Source organism: Gordonia otitidis NBRC 100426 (assembly GCF_000248075.1).
Taxonomy (GTDB): Bacteria; Actinomycetota; Actinomycetes; order Mycobacteriales; family Mycobacteriaceae; genus Gordonia; species Gordonia otitidis.
Window position 1 is genome coordinate 1 of the sequence record NZ_BAFB01000105.1, and the last position, 18,772, is coordinate 18,772.

General features: G+C 66.0%; 17 protein-coding genes. 7 read left to right on the plus strand and 10 right to left on the minus strand.

Going from position 1 to position 18,772, the window contains the following annotated elements; translation table 11 throughout:
* On the minus strand, positions 1–1,214 hold a 1,214-nt coding region (locus GOOTI_RS10550; RefSeq protein WP_007238573.1), incomplete at its 3' end, for a wax ester/triacylglycerol synthase family O-acyltransferase.
* A gap of 161 nt (positions 1,215–1,375) precedes the next feature.
* On the opposite strand from GOOTI_RS10550, the gene GOOTI_RS10555 reads away from it, so the two are divergent.
* Positions 1,376–1,969, plus strand: coding sequence for a SanA/YdcF family protein (locus tag GOOTI_RS10555; RefSeq protein WP_007238574.1), 594 nt, complete (start codon positions 1,376–1,378; stop codon positions 1,967–1,969).
* On the opposite strand, the gene GOOTI_RS10560 is transcribed toward GOOTI_RS10555, so the two are convergent.
* Complete coding sequence (locus tag GOOTI_RS10560; RefSeq protein WP_007238575.1) at positions 1,906–3,240, minus strand: acyltransferase; 1,335 nt, start codon at positions 3,238–3,240, stop codon at positions 1,906–1,908. The genes GOOTI_RS10555 and GOOTI_RS10560 overlap by 64 nt on opposite strands.
* Before the next feature lie 247 nt (positions 3,241–3,487).
* Positions 3,488–5,662 carry an acyltransferase family protein gene (locus GOOTI_RS10565; protein WP_007238576.1) on the minus strand — a complete coding sequence of 725 codons (2,175 nt, stop codon included), beginning with the start codon at positions 5,660–5,662 and terminating at the stop codon, positions 3,488–3,490.
* A 151-nt stretch (positions 5,663–5,813) separates the two neighbouring features.
* On the opposite strand from GOOTI_RS10565, the gene GOOTI_RS10570 reads away from it, so the two are divergent.
* A complete protein-coding gene (locus tag GOOTI_RS10570) occupies positions 5,814–7,199 on the plus strand; it encodes a styrene monooxygenase/indole monooxygenase family protein (RefSeq protein ID WP_007238577.1) in 1,386 nt (461 codons plus the stop codon).
* 85 nt (positions 7,200–7,284) lie between these two features.
* Complete coding sequence (locus GOOTI_RS10575; protein ID WP_007238578.1) at positions 7,285–8,331, plus strand: iron-containing redox enzyme family protein; 1,047 nt, start codon at positions 7,285–7,287, stop codon at positions 8,329–8,331.
* A gap of 20 nt (positions 8,332–8,351) precedes the next feature.
* On the opposite strand, the gene GOOTI_RS10580 is transcribed toward GOOTI_RS10575, so the two are convergent.
* Positions 8,352–8,558: a CDGSH iron-sulfur domain-containing protein gene (locus GOOTI_RS10580; RefSeq protein ID WP_373279021.1), complete on the minus strand. Its 207-nt coding sequence runs from the start codon at positions 8,556–8,558 to the stop codon at positions 8,352–8,354.
* 11 nt (positions 8,559–8,569) lie between these two features.
* Positions 8,570–9,346, minus strand: coding sequence for a methyltransferase (locus GOOTI_RS10585; RefSeq protein WP_007238579.1), 777 nt, complete (start codon positions 9,344–9,346; stop codon positions 8,570–8,572).
* A gap of 212 nt (positions 9,347–9,558) precedes the next feature.
* Here GOOTI_RS10585 and GOOTI_RS26140 point away from each other — a divergent pair, with 212 nt between their 5' ends.
* Positions 9,559–10,122 (plus strand): hypothetical protein, encoded by a 564-nt coding sequence (locus tag GOOTI_RS26140; RefSeq protein ID WP_007238580.1) that lies wholly within the window; start codon positions 9,559–9,561, stop codon positions 10,120–10,122.
* Positions 10,123–10,141: 19 nt separating this feature from the next.
* Here the strand turns inward: GOOTI_RS26140 and GOOTI_RS10595 are convergent, their stop codons facing one another.
* Positions 10,142–10,558 (minus strand): STAS domain-containing protein, encoded by a 417-nt coding sequence (locus GOOTI_RS10595; protein ID WP_039993915.1) that lies wholly within the window; start codon positions 10,556–10,558, stop codon positions 10,142–10,144.
* Between the two features lie 175 nt (positions 10,559–10,733).
* On the opposite strand from GOOTI_RS10595, the gene GOOTI_RS10600 reads away from it, so the two are divergent.
* Complete coding sequence (locus GOOTI_RS10600; RefSeq protein WP_007238582.1) at positions 10,734–11,519, plus strand: SigB/SigF/SigG family RNA polymerase sigma factor; 786 nt, start codon at positions 10,734–10,736, stop codon at positions 11,517–11,519.
* Positions 11,520–11,573: 54 nt separating this feature from the next.
* On the opposite strand, the gene GOOTI_RS10605 is transcribed toward GOOTI_RS10600, so the two are convergent.
* From GOOTI_RS10605 to GOOTI_RS10615, 3 genes are all read right to left on the minus strand, one after another.
* Positions 11,574–12,752: a zinc-dependent alcohol dehydrogenase gene (locus GOOTI_RS10605; protein WP_007238583.1), complete on the minus strand. Its 1,179-nt coding sequence runs from the start codon at positions 12,750–12,752 to the stop codon at positions 11,574–11,576.
* Positions 12,753–12,830: 78 nt separating this feature from the next.
* Positions 12,831–13,490: a PAS and ANTAR domain-containing protein gene (locus tag GOOTI_RS10610; protein ID WP_007238584.1), complete on the minus strand. Its 660-nt coding sequence runs from the start codon at positions 13,488–13,490 to the stop codon at positions 12,831–12,833.
* A gap of 136 nt (positions 13,491–13,626) precedes the next feature.
* Positions 13,627–14,751 carry an alpha/beta hydrolase family protein gene (locus tag GOOTI_RS10615; RefSeq protein WP_007238585.1) on the minus strand — a complete coding sequence of 375 codons (1,125 nt, stop codon included), beginning with the start codon at positions 14,749–14,751 and terminating at the stop codon, positions 13,627–13,629.
* A gap of 55 nt (positions 14,752–14,806) precedes the next feature.
* Between GOOTI_RS10615 and GOOTI_RS10620 the strand changes: the two genes are divergently transcribed.
* Positions 14,807–15,757: an oxidoreductase gene (locus GOOTI_RS10620; protein WP_007238586.1), complete on the plus strand. Its 951-nt coding sequence runs from the start codon at positions 14,807–14,809 to the stop codon at positions 15,755–15,757.
* A gap of 151 nt (positions 15,758–15,908) precedes the next feature.
* A complete protein-coding gene (locus tag GOOTI_RS10625) occupies positions 15,909–17,429 on the plus strand; it encodes a catalase (protein WP_007238587.1) in 1,521 nt (506 codons plus the stop codon).
* 167 nt (positions 17,430–17,596) lie between these two features.
* Here the strand turns inward: GOOTI_RS10625 and GOOTI_RS10630 are convergent, their stop codons facing one another.
* Positions 17,597–18,658 (minus strand): alpha/beta fold hydrolase, encoded by a 1,062-nt coding sequence (locus tag GOOTI_RS10630; RefSeq protein WP_233425474.1) that lies wholly within the window; start codon positions 18,656–18,658, stop codon positions 17,597–17,599.
* Positions 18,659–18,772: the final 114 nt, after the last annotated feature.

The following is an 18,772-nucleotide window of genomic DNA, read 5'->3' on the forward strand; positions in this document are numbered from 1 at the left end:
TACAGATGCTCGCTCGGTCCGGGCACGTTGCTGATGATCAGGTTGAACTGTGGGGGCGTGTAGCGGACGAACCCGGGAACGGTCGCCAGCGCGAGCGGCGCGATGGCCGCGGCGCCGTACGCCAGCGACTGCAGTGGCGACAGGCCACGGATGACGCGTTTGGATTCGCGCGTCGACTTCACCAGTGTCGCCAGCCGACGCTCCGGATCCGGTTGGTTTGTCGCGAGATTCGCGAGAATCATCGTGATCTGGTTGCCGTAGTTGGAGTTGTCGGAGTGCAGTGACACCGGAAGGGCCGCGACGAGTGGGGCGTCGGGGAGTTCGTCACGATCGATGAGGTACGACCGCAGGGCGCCCGAGCACATCGCGACGATGACGTCGTTGAGAGTGATGCCGAGTCCGCCTGAGACCTCCCGCAGTCTGCTGGTCTCCCATTGCTGCGCTGCGAAACGTCGTGCCGCGCCGACCGGGACGTCGAGAATCGTCTTGGGTGCTGGTTGGAAGGGAACGGCGATGTCGGGGTCGGTCAGCGCTGTCCACGCGATGCGCGCGGCTGCCGGGCCCACGCCCATCACCTGACGCGTCACGTCGAAGGCGCCGCCGAGCGCGCCCGTCAACGTGGAGACGCCCGGGATGGAGAAGCCACCGCCGGATGCGGCGTCGGAACTCTCGGTGCGTGTCCGCGAGGATCGGAACAAGTGGGGATCCCACGGTGCCGTACCCGTGCGGTCGTCCGGGTCGGCCGTCAGGGTGCGTTCGAGCAGACGCAGTGCGGACACGCCGTCGACGAGCGAGTGGTGGATCTTGGTGTAGAGCGCCACCCGGCCGTCGGCGAGACCCTCGACGATGTGCGCCTCCCACATGGGCCGGTTGCGGTCGAGTAGTGCCGAATGCTGCAACGACACATAACGCAGGAGTTCACGAACGCGACCCGGGCGGGGAAGCACGGTGCGTCGAACGTGGTAGTCGAAGTCGATCTCGTCGTCGTGGGTCCAGGCGACCAGCCCGAACAGCGATGCAGGCGACGCGGGGCGTTGGCGGAATCGCGGGTGCACGTCGGTGGCACTGGTGAATCGGTCGACCATCTCCTCGGCGAGTTCACTCGCCGAGGTCCCCTCTGGTGGCACGAACAACTGCAGTCCGCCGACATGCATCGGTTGTTCTCGCGTCTCGGCGAACAGGAACATCGATTCGGTGACGGGCATATATGGCATGAGGCCCCCTGTTGCTGTTCGGTGATGACGGTCACACTACGCGTCGGACCGCTCGGGATCACACCAGTATCCACCGCGCCCCGTGGACCACACACGGGTTAGACGCATCGACGGTCACTACGGTGTGACCGGTGAGGACGAGGACGATTGTCGGGAGGTCCGTGCTGGTGCTGCTCGTGCTCGGCGAGCTCGTGGCGACCATCGCCGCTACCTGGGTGTATGCGGCGTCGCACGGCAGGATCGTCGACGCGCGGAGCATTCCTGGACACTCGACGCTTCTCGTCCTCGGTTCACTGGTGTCCGACGGTGAGCCGGGCTCTTATGTGCGTGGCCGCCTCGACACGGCACTCGAGGCATATCGAACCGGCAAGGTCACGCGCATTGTGGTGTCGGGTAACGGCGACGCGGATGCCGGAGACGAGCCGACCGTCATGCGCACCTATCTGCAGGCGCGCGGTGTGCCGTCGACGGTGATCGTCGACGACCCCGCCGGCTACGACACCGAGCGCAGTTGTCGGCGGCTTCCCGGGGTGATCGGGTCGGGGACGTCCGAACCGCCGTCGACGCCGGTGGTCATCGTCACCCAGGATTTCCATCTCGGTCGCGCGATCGCGTTGTGCAGAGCTCGGGGTGTCGACGCGGTGGGCGTCGAGGCGGCATGCGACTGTTCGTTCGTGACAGTGGTGCGCAATCACCTGCGCGAGGCGCTGCTCGCGCGACCGCGGGCGTTGGTGTCGCTCGTGACCGGGATCTGATCGGAAGCAGCATCGTCGGAATCTGCGCGGTCAGCCGCACGGCTGCGCCTCCGGCCGGCGGGGATCAAGGCGGCGGGTACGCGGACGGTGGGAAGCGGAATCCGCGGCCTGCCCGTCAGGTACAGAGAGCCGGGAAGTCGGCGCAGGATCTCGACCAGCAGCAGCGAACCGGCCAACGTCGCCACGTAGACGAACAACGTCGCCCATGGCTGTCCGATAGCATCCCGCACCCACGACGTTCCGTTGCGTTGCGGATACATGATCAGTGTCAGTACCAGCACATGGACCAGGAACACCGGGAACGAGCGGTTGGACGCGTACTTCACCGCCCGCGCGAATCGGGGCGTGTACTCGCGACGGTTCTCGGCCCAATGCAGAGCTGCCGCGTACAGACAGGTCATCGCGACGATCAGGAACGGAACCAGTGCAGGGTAGAAGGCGGAATTGTTGTCATGCACGGGCTTTCCCGCGAACCACACGCCACCGATGTACGAGCCGACCGCGATGGCGGCGGTGACCAGCAACGCCGTGAACAACCACCAGCCCTTGCCCGACAGCCATTCCCCGATGCGCTTGCGGTGCACCGCGGCGACCGCGCCGTAGAGGATGAAGAACTGGTAGGGGACGAACGTGGCGTAGTTGTGCCACCAGTGCGCCGCGACCGACGCGGGCGGATTCCAGTGCGTGATGGTCGAGACGATCGCGAACTGTGCTGCGAGGCTCGCGCCGAGCAGCAGGCCGTGATGCCCCGAGGTGGCACGGACCAACCACACCACGAGCGGGAAGATCAGATAGACCTGCAGCATGACGAACAGGAAATACATCTGGAAGCCGGACAGGCCCCAACTGAGCTGGTAGAAGAAGTTGCCCAGGCTCGTCGGGATCTCGGTGAGCTTGTCCGCGAGCCACATGTTGACCACCCAGTAGATCGCGGACCAGATCACGTACGGGTAGATCACCAGCTTGATACGGCGCTGCCAGAAGGAGAGCGCACTGAAGTCGGGCTTGTCGAAGTTCTGGTACATCAACACGAACCCGGTCAGCGCGAAGAAGGTGTTGCGCGTGAAGTGCAGCAGTAGCGATGTGGTGTTCACCGGCATGCTGGTGTACTCGTCGGTCGTCTGCGTGAGGCAGTGCACGAAAATGACGAGCGAGAACGTCACCGTGCGGATCAGGTCGACATGATGCAGGTAGGGGCGACGGGCGGGACGCGGCGTCGATGCGGCGGCATCGGCCGTCGACTCGTTCGCACGCGAAACCAACGTCGTCATACTCGACAATCGCCCCTGACCGCTGTTGTGGACTGATAGCTGTTGTTGCGGAGCGGGTCGACGGCCGGTGTTGTGTGCTCTGAGCGGCTGTGCCCGAACTCACCGGCGGAGCGGCAGCATCTCGATATCGCGTGCCGTGATCCGTCCGTTATCGGTGATGAGCTTATCAGCGAAGTCTGGACGTGCCCTGAGACGACGCTGTCAGGGGGTCTCACCGCTTGTCAGGAAGCATGCGTGCTCGGTCGGCTCACCACCACTGCAGGGCCCGGTGTAGGTCGGCGTCGACCGCGGGGATGAAACTGCGGACGAACGTCGCCGACAGGTGGTGGTAGTCGTGCCACACCAGGACGTTTCCGACGACCGCGGGGCAGTAGGTCGGGCTGCACATGGCATCGGTGTAGTCCAGGAACGACATGTTGGGATACTGCGCTGCGATCGCCTGGGCCGGATCGGTCTGCGCCATGGCCACGTCGCGCTCGACCCCGCACACCTGCGGCTTCTTACCCTGCGCCAGGCACTCGGGTGGCTTGAGCTTTCCGTGTGCCCAGGGGTTGTCACGCACGGCGACGACCCGCTGCCCGCGCTCGCGGAACTGCGTGAAGATGTCGGTGTAGTCGGTCGGGACCGTGTCGCCGGGACCGTTCTCCACCGGTCGGGTGCTGTTGGTGAACACGACGTCGGGCTTGTCGACGGCGAGGCGGTCCATCACGCGTCGCGACCAGTCGTTGCACTGGTAGTACTTCTGGCCGAACCAGGTGAACACGTGCGAGGTGGTCAGCGCGCAACCGACCTTGAGGTAGGTGGTCACCCGGAATCCGCGCTGCTTGCCGACGGCGTCGAGTGCGGTGATCCACTGCTCGGCATGCGATCCGCCGACCAGTGCGACCGTGCGTGTTGCCGAGGCGTCGCCGTAGACGCCGACCTTGATCGACGGGTCCTTCCAGCCGCTGATCATCGAGTCGTAGGAGGTGATCGGCCAGTCCTTGTCGACGACCTCCGGACTCGGCTGCGGATCGACGTGGGGCGTCGGTGCTCCGTCGAGGTAGGCGCGCGCACCCGGGTACAGCCTGGGGTCGAGGTTGTCGGTGTTGACCGTGGCGTTGGCGGCGTTGCGCTGCCAGACGACGGCGGTGGTGCCCGCGATGATCGTCGCGATCACGATCACCGTCGTGAGTGTGACGCGGTAGGCGCGACCGAATCCCGCAGCCCGCCCGGACCGCAGGGGAGCTTCTATGTATCGGGTCGTCAGCCACGCGAGCAGCAACGACACCGCCAGGATCGCAGTGCCCTCGAACCAGCTCACGTCGTCCTGGTAGCGCCACGCGAGGTAGAAGATGAGCAGCGGCCAATGCCACAGGTAGAGCGCGTAGGCCACCGAACCGAGCCACACCAGCCTCGGGTGCGCGAGCCCGCGGCTGACGACACCCTCGTCGTTCGACGTCGCCTCCCGGGCGGCGGGTGAACCGGTCCAGATCAGTGCGAGCGTCGCGCCGACGGGTACCCACGCCCAGACGCCCGGGTACTCCGACACTCCGCTGATCCACCAGCCGCAGGTCACGATGAGGGCGAGTGCCGCCACGCCGACGACGTCGCGAAGCCAGCCGGGCATCGACAGTCGCGGGCGCCCGGGGGCGCGGCGCGTCAGTCGCTGCGGGATCACGACCGCCAGCAGCCCGCCCGCCAGCGGCTCCCACAGGCGCGCGACCGTGTCGTAGTAGTTGAAGGGTTGATTGACGTCGTGGCGGTACACGGCCCAGACGAACGACACGACGGCGACCGCGAGCAGCGCGAGTCCGACGATGCCGCGGATGACCCTGGCCTCACCGAACACCGCGAAGCGCCGGGCGAGCAACTTCAGGACGCCCCCGAGCGCGAGCATGCAGACGAGCGTGAGAACGAAGAACTGTCCCTGCATCGACATCGACCACAGGTGCTGCAGCGGACTGTTCGCCGAATCGGCTGCCGCATAGTCCTGCGAGTCGAACGCGAGATGCCAGTTCTGGTAATACAGTGCACTCGCCTGTATCTCCGAACCCAAAGGGCCCCAACGGGTTCTGGGCATGATCAGCGCGATCAGCGCGGTGACGACGACCAGCACGACGAGCAGTGCGGGCAGCAGACGGCGTGCCAGCCGCCAGAACCGCGGCCACGGGTCGACCGCACGGCGCCACGGCACCGACGACGAATTCGTTGCGATGACGTGCTTGAGCAACGACGCGATGAAGAAGTAGCCCGACAGCGTGAGGAACACGTCGACGCCGCCGGACACCCGGCCGAACCACACATGGAAGATCGCGACGAGCGCGATCGCAATGCCACGCAGACCGTCGAGGTCGAGCCGATACCCCGAGGTGTTGCCGGTCGCGGCGTCCTCGTTCGGGGTGCCGGGAGCGATCCCGGTGTCGGACAGCGTGGAACTCACAGGCAGCGATGGTACTGCGACAAACCGCCCACCCCGTGGACCCCTCCGGCGCGGGAGGTTTGCGCCTTCGTGCTTCTAAATCTTCTTTCACCACACCGCATCGCGCACGCTGTGCTCACCCGACTTACCGCCCTCACGACAAGGAGCACACATGGCAGAAGAGAACCGCGGACCCCACGACCGGCCGTCCGTCGTGGTCGTCGGCGCCGGCGTAACCGGGACGAGTGCGGCACTCGGCTTCCTCGACGCCGGGTTCGACGTCACGCTCTACAGCGACCGCGACCGGGAATCGTTGCGCGACAAGGTCCCACCGACGGGCGTCGGGGTCTTGTTCGGCAGTTCGCGAGACTGGGACGCGCAGATCATCGACGACCTCTACGAGGTGGGTAACACCACCGGCATCAGCGTCCGACTGTCGTCGGGCGAGGGCGCCGAGCGTGTCGACGTCCTCGAGTTCAACCCCGACTACGGTTATGTCGCACAGGCGGTCGACCTGCGACTGCGCGCCGACGACAGGCTGGGTCGGTTCCTCGAACGCGGCGGACGCTTCGAGGTCGAAGCCGTCGGCCCCGACCGCCTCGACGAGATCGCGGCGGCGAGCGACCTCACCCTGGTGGCCACGGGCAAGGGCGGGCTGGCGTCGTTCTTCCCGATCGATGACGAGCGCACCCGCTACCGCGAGCCGCAGCGTCGACTCCTACAGGTCACGCTGACCGGACTCGACCACGGACCTGACACCTTCGCCTATCGCGCGGCCGACGGCGGACGCCAGTCGCTGTTCAACCTCGACAGCGACAACGGCGAGATCTTCGTCGGTCCCTTCCTGCACAAGGACGCAGGTGCGACATGGTCGTTCATCGTCTTCGCCAAGCCCGACGGCGCGTGGGCACCCCTGATCGACACCGTCACCGACTCCGTGTCGGCGCGGCAGGCGATCATCGACATCTTCGACGAATGGTTCCCCGCCGACGCGCCTGCGATTCACGAACTGCAGGTCATCGACGCCGATCCGTACTCGTGGTTGACGGGCGGTGTCACCCCGACCGTCCGCAAGCCCGTCGGGACGACACGCAGCGGGCACGTCGTCGCGGCGGTCGGCGACACCGCGATCGCCGTCGACCCCGTCGCAGGCCAGGGCGCACAGAACTCACTGATCCAGGTCGCCGAGTTGGTGCGGGCCGCCAAGGCGCGGATCGACGACGATCCGTCGGCCGAGTTCACGGCGCAATGGTTGACCGATGAGTTCGAGAAGCATTGGGAGAGGAGAGGACACGCGTCGGTGGAGGTGACCCGGCTCTATCTCGGCGATCCCGACTACGCGACCCATCTCGAGTTGGCGTTCCCGGCCGCGGCCGTCAACACCGACGTCGCGTCGGCGCTCTTCGGGCTGCTCTCCGATCCCAACCCGCTCCTGACCCTCGGCGACCGTGACGACGTCCTCGGTTTCATCACCGCGGTGTCCGGTGAATCGGCCGATGACGTGCTGGGGAGGTTCGAGCCCGTCGGAAGCTTCGGCTCCAGGGCGGTACCCGCCTGAGCGCTGACGATGTTTGATCTTCCCGGCCGCGGGGTATGCCTGGTAAGGAGGGCAGAACGCCGCTGTCCAGTGCCAGGAGGACGACGTGACCGATACCGCGCAGCATGTCCGAGGTTTCGATGCCCCAGTCCGTGGGTTCGATGCCCGGAGTAGGACCTCCACGCGGGCGCGACTGCCGCGCCCGCGTGGCCCGCTGTCGGAACAACTCATCAGCGCACTCGCCGAGGGCACCGAGATGCCGGCGTCCGTGCAGGAGATCACGGATCCCGATCCGTACGGTGACGACCTGCAGTTGGCGCTCTACGTCGCGTACGAGCTGCACTACTCGGGTTTCGACGGCGTCGACGACGACCGGGAATGGGACGTGTCGGTGTTGGCGTTCCGCCGCCGGCTCGAGCAGTTGTTCCTCGGTGCCGTCCGGCGAGACGTCGGCGAACTCGGTGGTCTGACCGCGAATGACGAGATGGACGCGCTCAGCGTCACTCCGCCCGAGGGCGACGGCGTCTCCTACCTACTCCGCGATGAGCCCGAGTGGGACAAGTTCCTGGATCTCTTCGCGATGCGCTCGATCTACCACCTGAAAGAGGCCGACCCCCACGCGTGGGCCATACCGCGGCTGCGCGGTACGGCGAAGGCAGCCTTCGTCGCCGTGGAGTTCGACGAGTTCGGTGGGGGTCGCGGCGAGGCTGTGCACCAAGAATTGTTCGCTGACCTGATGGGCGCCGCCGGACTGTGCACCGATCATCTGCACTACCTGGATCGAGCGCCGGGCTGGGCCATCGCACCGGTCAATCTCATGTCGATGTTCGGGCTGCACCGTGCGCTGAGAGCCGCCGCCGTCGGGCACCTGGCGGCAACCGAGATCACGTCGTCACCGGGTTCGGCGCGACTACTCGCGGGGCTGAGGAGCCTCGACGCACCCGCAGAGTGCCAATACTTCTACTCAGAACATGTGGAGGCCGACGCCGTGCACGAGCAGGTCCTGCGCACGGACGTCGTCGGCGATCTCGTCGCAGCGGAGCCAGAACTCGAACGGGATGTGGTTCTCGGTATCCGTGGGTTCCTGCTGGTCGAAGATGCCTTCGACGCCGGGCTGAAGCAGCTCTGGGCCGATGGCGGCAACCTACGCTGAACCGCGGCGCTCGGCTTCGGCTATGTCGAGGGCGACGCTCGACGTCGCCGATGACTGGTGTCGCACAGGGGGTAGGTCCGGCTCCGGCCACAGGCGCACACCGCGACGAGGAACCGGTCTGACTGCACGTGGGTGCCGTCCGGGAGCTCGATGTCGACGGGCCCGGGGATCATCACGGGGCCGCCGCGACTCACCCGCACGGGCACGGCGTCACGTCGCGCATTCATCGACCGCTCACTCATCGCCGCGCACCGTCGGTCGACTCCGCGCGGTGTGCGGCGATGACAGCGAGCTTCTCCGTTCGACGTCCCGGTTCGAGCAGGGCGCGCGCCTCGAGCCACGCGCTCTGCCGTCGCAGCACGGGTCCGAACGGAATGGACTTGGTCGCGACGATCTCGACGTTCAACCCGCTGAAACGCAGCGACTCCACCGTGGTGTCGATGTTCGCGAACTCCGACTGGACCACCAACAACGTTCCGCCGGGAGCCAGTAGGTGAGGGGTGATCGCGCACAGCGTGTTCAACACCCTGCGGCCGTCGGTTCCCGCCTCCCACGAATGTCGGGGCGCCATCTCTGGGTCCAGGACGTCGGCGCTGGCGAGCGGTAGAGCGGGCACATACGGGGGATTGCACGTGACGAGGTCGAAACGGCCGCGTCCGACCAGCGTCGAGACATCGCCGTGTTCCACCGTCACCGCACACGGGGCCTTGTCACAGCGTTCGCGCGCAGCCTCGACGGCGGTCGGACAACTGTCGATCGCGAGGACCGACTGTGCGCCGAGTGCCGCGCACTCATAAGCGATCACCCCGCTACCGGTACACAGATCCGCCACGCGCGCACCGGACGCGAAACCGCCGAGACACAACTGCTCGATCAGCAGCCATGTGTCTTCTTGTGGCCGATACACATCGGTGAGATCGCGGTTGTCCGTCAGCCGATCTGTGAGGGAGGCATCGACCGTCGGGGTCGGAATCGCCGTGATGGGTGTGGAAATCGCCGGGGTACCGGGCTTCATACGTCTCTACCTTTTCTGCAGGATCGAGTGACAATGATCGGAATACCCGAGCGGCGGGAAACCAAACATCGTGACCGGTGTTTGATGTGCGGTGAGGGTGGGTACGCCGCTCTGTGACGGTGGCGCCACCGCGCCGGTCGGCAGGAGGCGAACCGAGACAGGGCGCGCCGGGACGGCACCGGGCGGCAGGACAACGAGACGAGAGGACGACCGTGGGGGATCACGGAATCGCCGACGAACGAGCGACGATCGACGACAGCGTCGGCGCGCTCGACGGCAGGATCACGGTGTCGGTACCTGCGATACCGGACAGTCTGCCGATCATCCGCTCCGTGGTCGAGCACGCGCTGTTCGCCGCGGACTGGGTGTTCGACGACGTCGTCGACGTGAAGCTCGCCGTCGACGAGGTCTGCTCGCAGCTCATGGCAGGCGCGTCCGATCGGGCACCGCGCCTCGACGTCGCCCTGTGCGTCGACGAAGCGGATTTCGTGTGCGACTTCGAAGCCACGGTCGACCCGCGATTCGACGTCGACACAACTGGATTCGGGTGGCGGGTACTCGAGACACTCACCGACGCGCGGTCGGTGAGTGTATCCGACGACAATGCCTCCGTCGCCTCCGACGACAATGCCTCCGTCGCCTCCGACGACAATGCCTCCGCCTCCTCCGACGGCGCTGCTCGACAGCTGCTGGTCGGTGGTCGGCATGCCAGACCCGACGGACGGGCCGGGCGGAGTATGCGGGTGCGAATCGCCAAGCGCGGCACTGTCGAATGACCGTGGTCTGATGTGCGCCCTACCTGACAGCGGCGTCGACGTCGAGCGCTTCGAGGAGTGCCGCGCACGACAACTGATCGGTGGGGATCGCAGAAGCGCATAGCGCGACGGCGCGGGATACGCACCTGTTCACGGCGCACGTGACGACGATTCCCGCGCGTTTCGCGTCCTCGCAGAAGCGGGCGAGTAGTGCAACACCAGAGACGTTCACGAAGTCCACGGTGGTCATGTCGATGATCGCCGACCCCGGGACCTGCGCGAGAACGGCATCGAGTGCGGCGGCGGCATCGGCAATGTTCCGGGCATCGATGGAACCGGAAAACTGTTGCAGGGCAACAGTTGCAGGACATCTCGGAATGATCTCGGGCGTCGGCGTCACTGTGACCACGCGCGATCGGGTCGGCGGTGGGGAGAGCTGGATGTCGTGCGAGCTCATACGCGCGTGTCCGTCCATTCGGTTGCATGGGGTGCGGGTGCATACCCGCTCTGCAGCTGTTGGCTGAACCGCTTCCTTCGACGGTACGGTGCAGAGTGCAGCTCTTCAAGGAAAGTGCGAAAAACGGGCACACCAGAATCCGGCGATCGAGACGGACAATCGAGAAGAGATTTCGTTGACTCCTGCTCCGACCGTCGAGTCGGGTGATCACCCGGACGACTACTCCGATGTCGTCGACATGCTCGGTGAGATGCGGGCGCACCGTGACCCGGTCCGGCGCGCGGTCATCCGCGACGAGGTCGTCTCGCGGTGTCTGCCTCTCGCCGAGAACATCGCTCGCCGATTCGCCGATCGTGGAGAGAACTTCGACGACCTACTGCAGGTTGCGAGGCTGGGACTCCTCAACGCCGTCGACCGTTTCGATCCCGCGCTGGGGACAAGTTTTCTGGCTTTCGCGGTGCCCACGATGATGGGAGAGGTGAAACGGCACTTCCGTGACGTGATGTGGTCGATGAGAGTGCCGCGGCGGGCCAAGGATGCCTCACTCGACATCACGAGAGCCGCCGACGATCTGGTGCAGCGGCTCGGTCGCTCACCTCGTCCGAGTGAACTGGCCGAGTTCCTCGACTTGCCCGTATCCGACGTCGTCGATGGGTTGTTGGCGCGGTCGACCTACACCTCGGTGTCCATCGACGCGGAATCCGGACAGACGTCGTCGCTCGCCGATCGACTCGGCCACGACGATCCCGAACTGACGCGCGTCGACGAGTCCGTGACCCTTCGGCCGGCGCTGGAGCGCCTGTCGGAGCGGGAGCGCCGCATCCTGTCGTTGCGATTCTTCAGGTCGATGTCGCAGAGCGAGATCGCCGCGGAGATCGGAATCTCCCAGATGCATGTCTCCCGGCTGCTGGCGAAGGCTCTCGAGGCGCTGCGCGCATCACTCTCCGAGACCGACAACTGACGGACGCTGCGATGGTGCAGAGAACGGCGGGGAGCCGCGAGGTCGGCTGTCACCTCACGGCTTCAGCACGATCTTGACCGCGCCCTGAGCCTTGCGTTGGAAGATGTCGTAGGCATGTGCGGCGTCGTCGAGAGGAAGCTCATGTGTCGCAAAGGAATCGACACCGAGGGGGTCGTCGTCGCCGAGGAGGGGCATGATGTCGCCCACCCACTTCTTCACGTTCGCCTGGCCCATCCGCAGCTGGATCTGCTTGTCGAACATCGTCAGCATGGGTAGCGGGTCGGCGCTACCGCCGTACACGCCGATCAGTGACAGCGTTCCGCCGCGGCGAACGATGTCGATTCCCGAGTACAGGGCAGCGAGCCGGTCGACTCCCGCGTGCTCCATGACGGGCTTGGCGGCGGCGTCGGGGAGCAACCCCACAGCTCGCTGAAGGAATCGGGCCGCGGGTGAGCCGTGCGCCTCCATACCGACCGCGTCGATGACCGCGTCGGTCCCTCTGCCGTCGGTACGGTCGCGGATCTCGTCGCCGATATCGTCGACCGCCCGCAGATCGATGGTCTCGATGCCACGCTGCTCGAGCCTGGCGAGCCGCTCGGGCACGAGGTCGACGCCGATGACGCGCGCTCCGCGGTGGGCAGCGATGCGCGCCGCCATGTCACCGATCGGGCCGAGGCCGAGGACGGTCACCGACCCGCCGGACGGGATGTCCGCGTACTCCACTGCCTGCCAGGCCGTCGGAAGTACGTCCGAGAGGTAGACGTAGCGCGAATCTGGGGCGTCGTCGGGCACCTTGATGTGTGTGAACTGGGCCTGGGGTACCCGGAGGTACTCGGCTTGCCCGCCGGGCACCGAGCCGTAGAGCTCCGAATACCCGAAGAGTGCTGCTCCCATGTACTGTGCGCGTACCTGCGTGGTCTCGCACTGTGTGTACAGCTCGTCCGAGCACATGTGGCAGGTTCCGCACGAAATCTGGAACGGGATGACCACGCGGTCTCCGACGGCGAGGTCACCCGCGGCGGTGCCCACTTCTTCGACGATCCCCATCGGCTCGTGGCCGAGGATGTCGCCGGGATTCATGAATGCCCCGAGCACTTCATAGAGGTGCAGGTCCGAACCGCAGATGTTGGTCGACGTCACCCTGATGATCGCATCGGTCGGTTCTTCGATGACGGGGTCGGGCACGTTTTCGACACGCACGTCTCGTCGGCCCTGCCAGGTCGCTGCTCGCATCAGTTCTCCGTTTCGGTGTCGGGTCCTTCCCCGCAGCATGCCCACACCGAACGGCTTCGAAACATGGTCGATCCGAGCTCAGTTGGTATCGGCCACCTCGTCGAGCGGTAGGTGTGAACTGAGTAGGAGCTGATCGAATTGTTGTCGGGTCGGACCGGACATCGTCACTCCGCTACTCGCGGTGACGATGTTCGAGCAGATCACGTGAAGTTTGGTGTTCGACGTCTGCGACCTCCACCGGAGAACCTCGAACGCGCGGTCGTCGCTCACGCTGTAGACGAGCATGATCATCCCCTTGGCCTGCTCGATCACGGACTGCGTCTTCCGGAACTGGTCGATGTGGCGGTCTACCTCGCGTAGGGCTTCGGTGTGCATCTCGGTCATGTCGAGGTAGAACCCCTCGGTGCCGATGGCAAGCCCGTCGCTGTCGAGCATGGGCTGGGCCACGACAGTGACATGTCGCGTTCGTCCCGCCTTGTCGACGATCCGATGCCTGCTCGAGAACGGTGTGCGGTGGATGAGCATGTCGTGCACCATCGTCTCGAACGCGTCGCGATCGTCGGGGTGCTTGTGCGTGGCGAGCAGTGCGGTGGTCGGGGTGACCTCACCGGGCCGGTAGCCGTGCAACCGTGCGACCTCGTCCGACCACTCCCATGTCTCGCTCTCGAAGAAGAAGCGGAAACTACCCACGTGCTGGGCGTCGTCGGCCCCTGCATTCTGACGGGATTCGTCAAGCACTTTGACCCCTACATACGTCGAAGAACACTGCATGCCACGGGCTCGGGCAGAAGAACATTTTACTCGATGACGTCGGTATCGATGCGGTGGCCGACACCGGTCCGCGAGCGGCCGGGACGTGAGCGGGATCCGCTCGTCATGAGCCGTTCGCGTGGATGTCGTTGGTGATGCGTGTGATCAGCTCGAGTATCTGCGCGAACGCCTTCGACTTGGGATCGACGAGCGACGAGTGTGTCTGTCCGGGCATGATGATCGCCTGCGCCCGGCCGCCCGCTTTCGCGTCCGCCGCGACGTAATCCTGCGACAAGACATGCGGCACCACCCGATCCGAGGTGCCGGCGATAGCGATCACCGGCGTCTGCGGATCGAGGTTCTGTATCGGATCGACCGACGCGTAGCGATCGGGAACCTCGTCCGGGGTGCCGCCGAGTACACGCACGATCCGGGTGTCGCCCATCTCGACTGCGCGCCGCATGTCGAGCGGTCCCGCCAGCGAGACGACCGTCGTCGGGCGGAAGACGGGGGAGGCGCCGACCTCGTCGCTGCGGAGTTCGTGTCGGGTGCTGGCCCAGACCGCGAGCTGCGCGCCGGCGGAATGTCCGACGACGACGGCGTTGCGCAGTTCGAGCTGAGGATAGGCCTTCGCGAGGTCGGGGATCGCGTCCATCGCGGCAGCGACGTCGACAAACGTCGTCGGCCATCCGCCGCCGTTGCCGACGCGCCGGTACTCGACGTTGACCACGCCGAGGCCGCGCTCGGCCAGTCGTCGCGCAAAGGTGGCGAACGTCCCGGCGCCGATCTTCGCCTGCCAGGCACCGCCGTGGATGAGCACGACCAGCGGTACCTTTCCGAGCCGCGGCGGAAGGTAGAGGTCCATCCAGTTCTGTCGTGGATCGGCCCGCCCGGTCGGCACGGCATAGAAGTACCGGTGCAGCGTGATGCCCGACGCGGGCGACTGGTTGTCCATGTCCTTGGCAGCCGCACCCTTGGGTACCGCGGCCGACACCCGCGCCGTCGCGGGCACGGCCCCCGTGGCCGCACTCGCCGAGGTACTCGGAGTGCTGTGCGGCGCGGCGGGCGTTGCGCATGCACCCGTCACCGCGCACACGGCGGTGAGCACGGCGAGAGCGAGGACTCGGACCGGCAGGGTCCGAGCCCGGAAGCTGGCCACTATGGCAATGTCCTCGGCGTCGGGGTCGAGCTGCAGTGCAGCGGGTGCGAGAAATTCGCGTATCCATTGTGCCTGCACATAGACGCCCATTCCTGATCTGATCGTGTGAGATCGTACGAATATCCGACGAAGGGAGGAGCCGGGGATGGCGCAGCCAGGGTGGACATTGTCCGATGCGCCCGATCTGTCCGGACGCAGGGCAGTGGTCACCGGAGCCAACTCCGGGGTCGGGCTGGCGACCGCGACCCACTTCGCGTACCTCGGGGCCGATGTCGTGCTCGCGTGCCGCAACCTCGACGCGGCGCATACCGCGCGCGACAGGATTCTCGCCGATGTGCGCCCAGCGGGTTCGGTCGACATCGTGCAGGTGGACCTGAGCGACCCTGCTTCGGTCCGACGCGCGAGCGACGAGTTCCTCGAGCGCTATCGGGTGATCGACATCCTGGTCAACAACGCCGGCGTGATGAGGGGGACTCGGGAACTCACGTCCGGCGGCATCGAGATGGATTTCGCCACCAACTTCCTCGGGCACTTCGCACTCACAGGTCAGCTTCTCGATCTGTTGCGTGCCGGCGACAGCGCTCGCATCGTGTCGGTGTGTTCGAAACTGTCCAAGGTCGGCAGACTCGACCCCCACGATCTCGCCATGGACAGGGGCTACAGCCCTGCCGCGGCGTACTCGCGGTCCAAACTGGCGCAGGCCGTTTTCGCGGTTGCTTTGCAGCGCCGGCTCGCATTGCTCGGCGCAGGTGCCCCGTCCTCGGTGCTCGCGCATCCGGGCGCGACCCACAGTTCGGTGATGCGCGATCAGGGTGTGCTCAGTTGGCTGTTCACCGCGCCGAGCCTGCGACTGTTGCGAGGCACCTTCATCATGGACCCGGCGGAGGGTGCACTGTCGTCGGTCCGTGCGGCGACCGACCCGGGGTTGCTCGGCGGTCAATACATCGGCCCGGGTGGGTTTCTGGGATTGTCGGGCGCACCGGTTCTCGTCGCGCCGCCGGAGGAGACCGACGACCTCGGTCTCGCACGCGCGCTGTGGGAGGTCGCCGAGAAGACGACCGGCGTGGTGTTCGATCTGCCGGAGCACACGGGCTGAGCGACGTCGACGCGAGTCGTCCGGGGGCAACCGGCTGGTGAGGTCAAGTTTCTGCGCCGCGACGATCGGACGTCTAGTGTCGAAAGCACGGCGTTGAAACAGCCCGGCGCCATTTGACAGCCACTCGCCGATCACAGCCGTTGGAGGCGATATGTCCGACAAGAACGATTTCTATACGACGCGGGACTCCGGTGCACCTGCCGGAAGCGACGAGCATTCGCTCACCGTCGGTGCGGGTGGTCCCATCGTCCTGCACGATCACTACCTGATCGAGCAGATGGCGCAGTTCAACCGCGAACGAATTCCCGAGCGGCAGCCCCACGCCAAGGGAAGTGGTGCGTTCGGCACCTTCGAGACCACCGAAGACGTGTCCGCGTACACGTCGGCGGCGCTCTTCCAGCCCGGCGTGAAGACGGAGATGGTAGCGAGATTCTCGACGGTCGCCGGTGAGCGAGGAAGCCCCGACACGTGGCGCGATCCGCGTGGCTTCGCGCTGAAGTTCTATACGTCAGAAGGCATTTACGACATGGTCGGCAACAACACGCCGGTCTTCTTCGTGAAGGATCCGCTGAAGTTCCAGCACTTCATCCGGTCGCAGAAGCGTCGCGCCGACAACAACCTCCGCGATCACGACATGCAGTGGGACTTCTGGACGCTCTCTCCGGAGTCTGCCCATCAGGTCACCTGGCTCATGGGCGATCGCGGAATCCCGAAGACCTGGCGCCACATGAACGGCTACAGCTCACACACCTATCTGTGGGTCAACGCCGAGGGCGTGAAGCACTGGGTGAAGTACCACTTCATCTCCGATCAGGGCGTCGAGTTCTTCACGCAGGACGAGGCCGATCAGATGGCTTCTGCCGACACCGATTTCCACACTCGCGACCTCTTCGAGAACATCGCCGGTGGAGGCCGACCGAGCTGGACGCTCAAGGTGCAGTTGATGCCCTACGACGACGCCGTCTCGTATCGCTTCAATCCCTTCGACCTGACCAAGGTCTGGCCGCACAGCGACTATCCGCTGCACGACGTCGGCAAGATGACGCTGCACACCAACCCGACCGACAATCATGCTCAGATCGAGCAGGCGGCATTCGAGCCGAACAATGTCGTGCCCGGAATCGGATTCAGTCCCGACCGCATGTTGCTCGGTCGCGTGTTCGCCTACGCGGACGCCCATCGCGCCCGACTCGGTGCGAACTACAAGCAGATTCCGGTCAACGCACCGCGTAACGACGTGCACAGCTACTCCAAAGACGGTGCGATGCGGATCAATCCGGTGACCGACCCGGTGTACGCACCGAACTCCAAGGGTGGTCCGGCCGCAACGTTCTCCGGCCAGGATGAGCCCCAGTGGGCCGCCGACGGTGACATCATCCGCAGCGCCTACGTCGACCATCCCGAGGACGACGACTGGGGTCAGGCGGGCACCATGGTCCGCGAAGTACTCGACGACGCCGCACGGGATCGGTTGGTGGACAACGTCGTCGGTCACCTGCTCAACGGTGTGACCGAGCCGGTGCTGGCGCGCGCCTTCGAGTACTGGAGCCGCGTCGACTCCGATCTCGGCGCGAAGATCAAGAAGGGTGTCACGGAGAAGGCCGACGAGTCCGATCCGAAGGCCGAAGACCAGGGCAACCCTGCCCGGACGTCGATGCAGCAGAAGGTCTGACGCCCCCCTCTGCCGAACGAGGCGCCCAGTGGGCTGTATACGGCGCCCAGTGGGCTGAATACGGCGCACAGCCGACGGGAATTCCCGCCGACTGTGCGCCGTATCTCGTCGAGTGGGCGCTTGGTGGTGCCGAGTGGGCGCTCTATCCCGCCGACTGTGCGCGTGCGTCAGCCCTGCGCCGGCATGACTCTGTGCAGAAAAGCCAACAGGTACATCAGACCTGCGCCGTCGCGGACGTCGTCGTGGCCGGCGTTGACGGGGTGGAACTCGTAGCGCGTTCCTGCGCGCCGGAACCCGCGGAGTAAACGCAGCGTGAGTGGCAGCGGCACGCGAGAGTCTCTCCAGCCGTGCACGATCAGCATCGGTGCGCCGTAGCCCCCGGTCGGTACCGCCATGTACTCCGTGAGGGCACGTCGGAACTCGTTGTCACCCAGTGGTTTCGACACCACGGAACCCGCCGCCACCCCGGCGGCGAGTTCAGGCCAGGCGGCGCTGCACACCGCCGTGATCGCATCGGAGAGTCGTCGACCGGTCGGGGTCAGATACGAGCGCACGTCGACGCGCTGTGGAGTCGCCGTCATCCCGGCCAACACGGCGAGCAGGCTACCCACCGGGAAACCGGGAATCGACGGCATGCCAGGCCGCGCCATCGCGAAGACGTGTTCGATGTTCGACGCGGGCGCCAGCGCCGCGGTGCCGTGAAAGATCAGTTCTGGTGCGTATGTCGAGGCGCGGTGTCCGGTCGCCAGCGCAGCGTGCCCGCCCTGCGATTGTCCGGCCACCGCCCAGTGCTGCGACAATTCGCGGACACCGACGCGTGCGGCGCGGACGGCGTCGATGGTCGCGGTCGACTCGGTGTCGGTGTGCAGATAGGGATGAGGGCCCTGCGTGCCCGGACCGAGGCCCAGGTAGTCCGGTGCGACGACGGCGTAGCCGGCGGCGTTGAGCCGACCGATCGCCTCGCCCGTGCCCGCCTCCAGGTCGGGAGAGCCGGTGAGCCCGCAGTGCTCCGACAACCCGGAGGTCCCATGGGTCCACGCGACCACCCGCCAGCCGTCGGCGGGTACGTCTGCATCCGGTAGACACACCAAACCCGTTGCCTTCACCGAGTATCCGTCCGGCCCGGGAGTTGTGTAGACGAGCAGGCGAACCGAGTGCAGCCCACCCCAGGAGTCGATCGGTTCGAGTCGGACAAGGTCAGGCCGTCGACTCATCATCACCCCTGTCACACCTGGCACCCGCCGGTCGGGTCACCGCGCGTGAGGGCCATTCAATCACCGGGGAGCGCCGGACGTCGGCGAGTGCACCGGATCGGCCGGGACGGATGTCTCGCCGGGCGAACG

Bases quoted from the DNA above. Each gene is read 5' to 3' on its own strand.
- GOOTI_RS10560 (WP_007238575.1), bottom strand. From the start codon at position 3,240: ATGACGACGTTGGTTTCGCGTGCGAACGAGTCGACGGCCGATGCCGCC.
- GOOTI_RS10570 (WP_007238577.1), top strand. From the start codon at position 5,814: ATGGCAGAAGAGAACCGCGGACCCCACGACCGGCCGTCCGTCGTGGTC.
- GOOTI_RS10580 (WP_373279021.1), bottom strand. From the start codon at position 8,558: ATGAATGCGCGACGTGACGCCGTGCCCGTGCGGGTGAGTCGCGGCGGC.
- GOOTI_RS10585 (WP_007238579.1), bottom strand. From the start codon at position 9,346: ATGAAGCCCGGTACCCCGGCGATTTCCACACCCATCACGGCGATTCCG.
- GOOTI_RS10595 (WP_039993915.1), bottom strand. From the start codon at position 10,558: ATGAGCTCGCACGACATCCAGCTCTCCCCACCGCCGACCCGATCGCGC.
- GOOTI_RS10605 (WP_007238583.1), bottom strand. From the start codon at position 12,752: ATGCGAGCAGCGACCTGGCAGGGCCGACGAGACGTGCGTGTCGAAAAC.
- GOOTI_RS10615 (WP_007238585.1), bottom strand. From the start codon at position 14,751: ATGGGCGTCTATGTGCAGGCACAATGGATACGCGAATTTCTCGCACCC.
- GOOTI_RS10620 (WP_007238586.1), top strand. From the start codon at position 14,807: ATGGCGCAGCCAGGGTGGACATTGTCCGATGCGCCCGATCTGTCCGGA.
- GOOTI_RS10625 (WP_007238587.1), top strand. From the start codon at position 15,909: ATGTCCGACAAGAACGATTTCTATACGACGCGGGACTCCGGTGCACCT.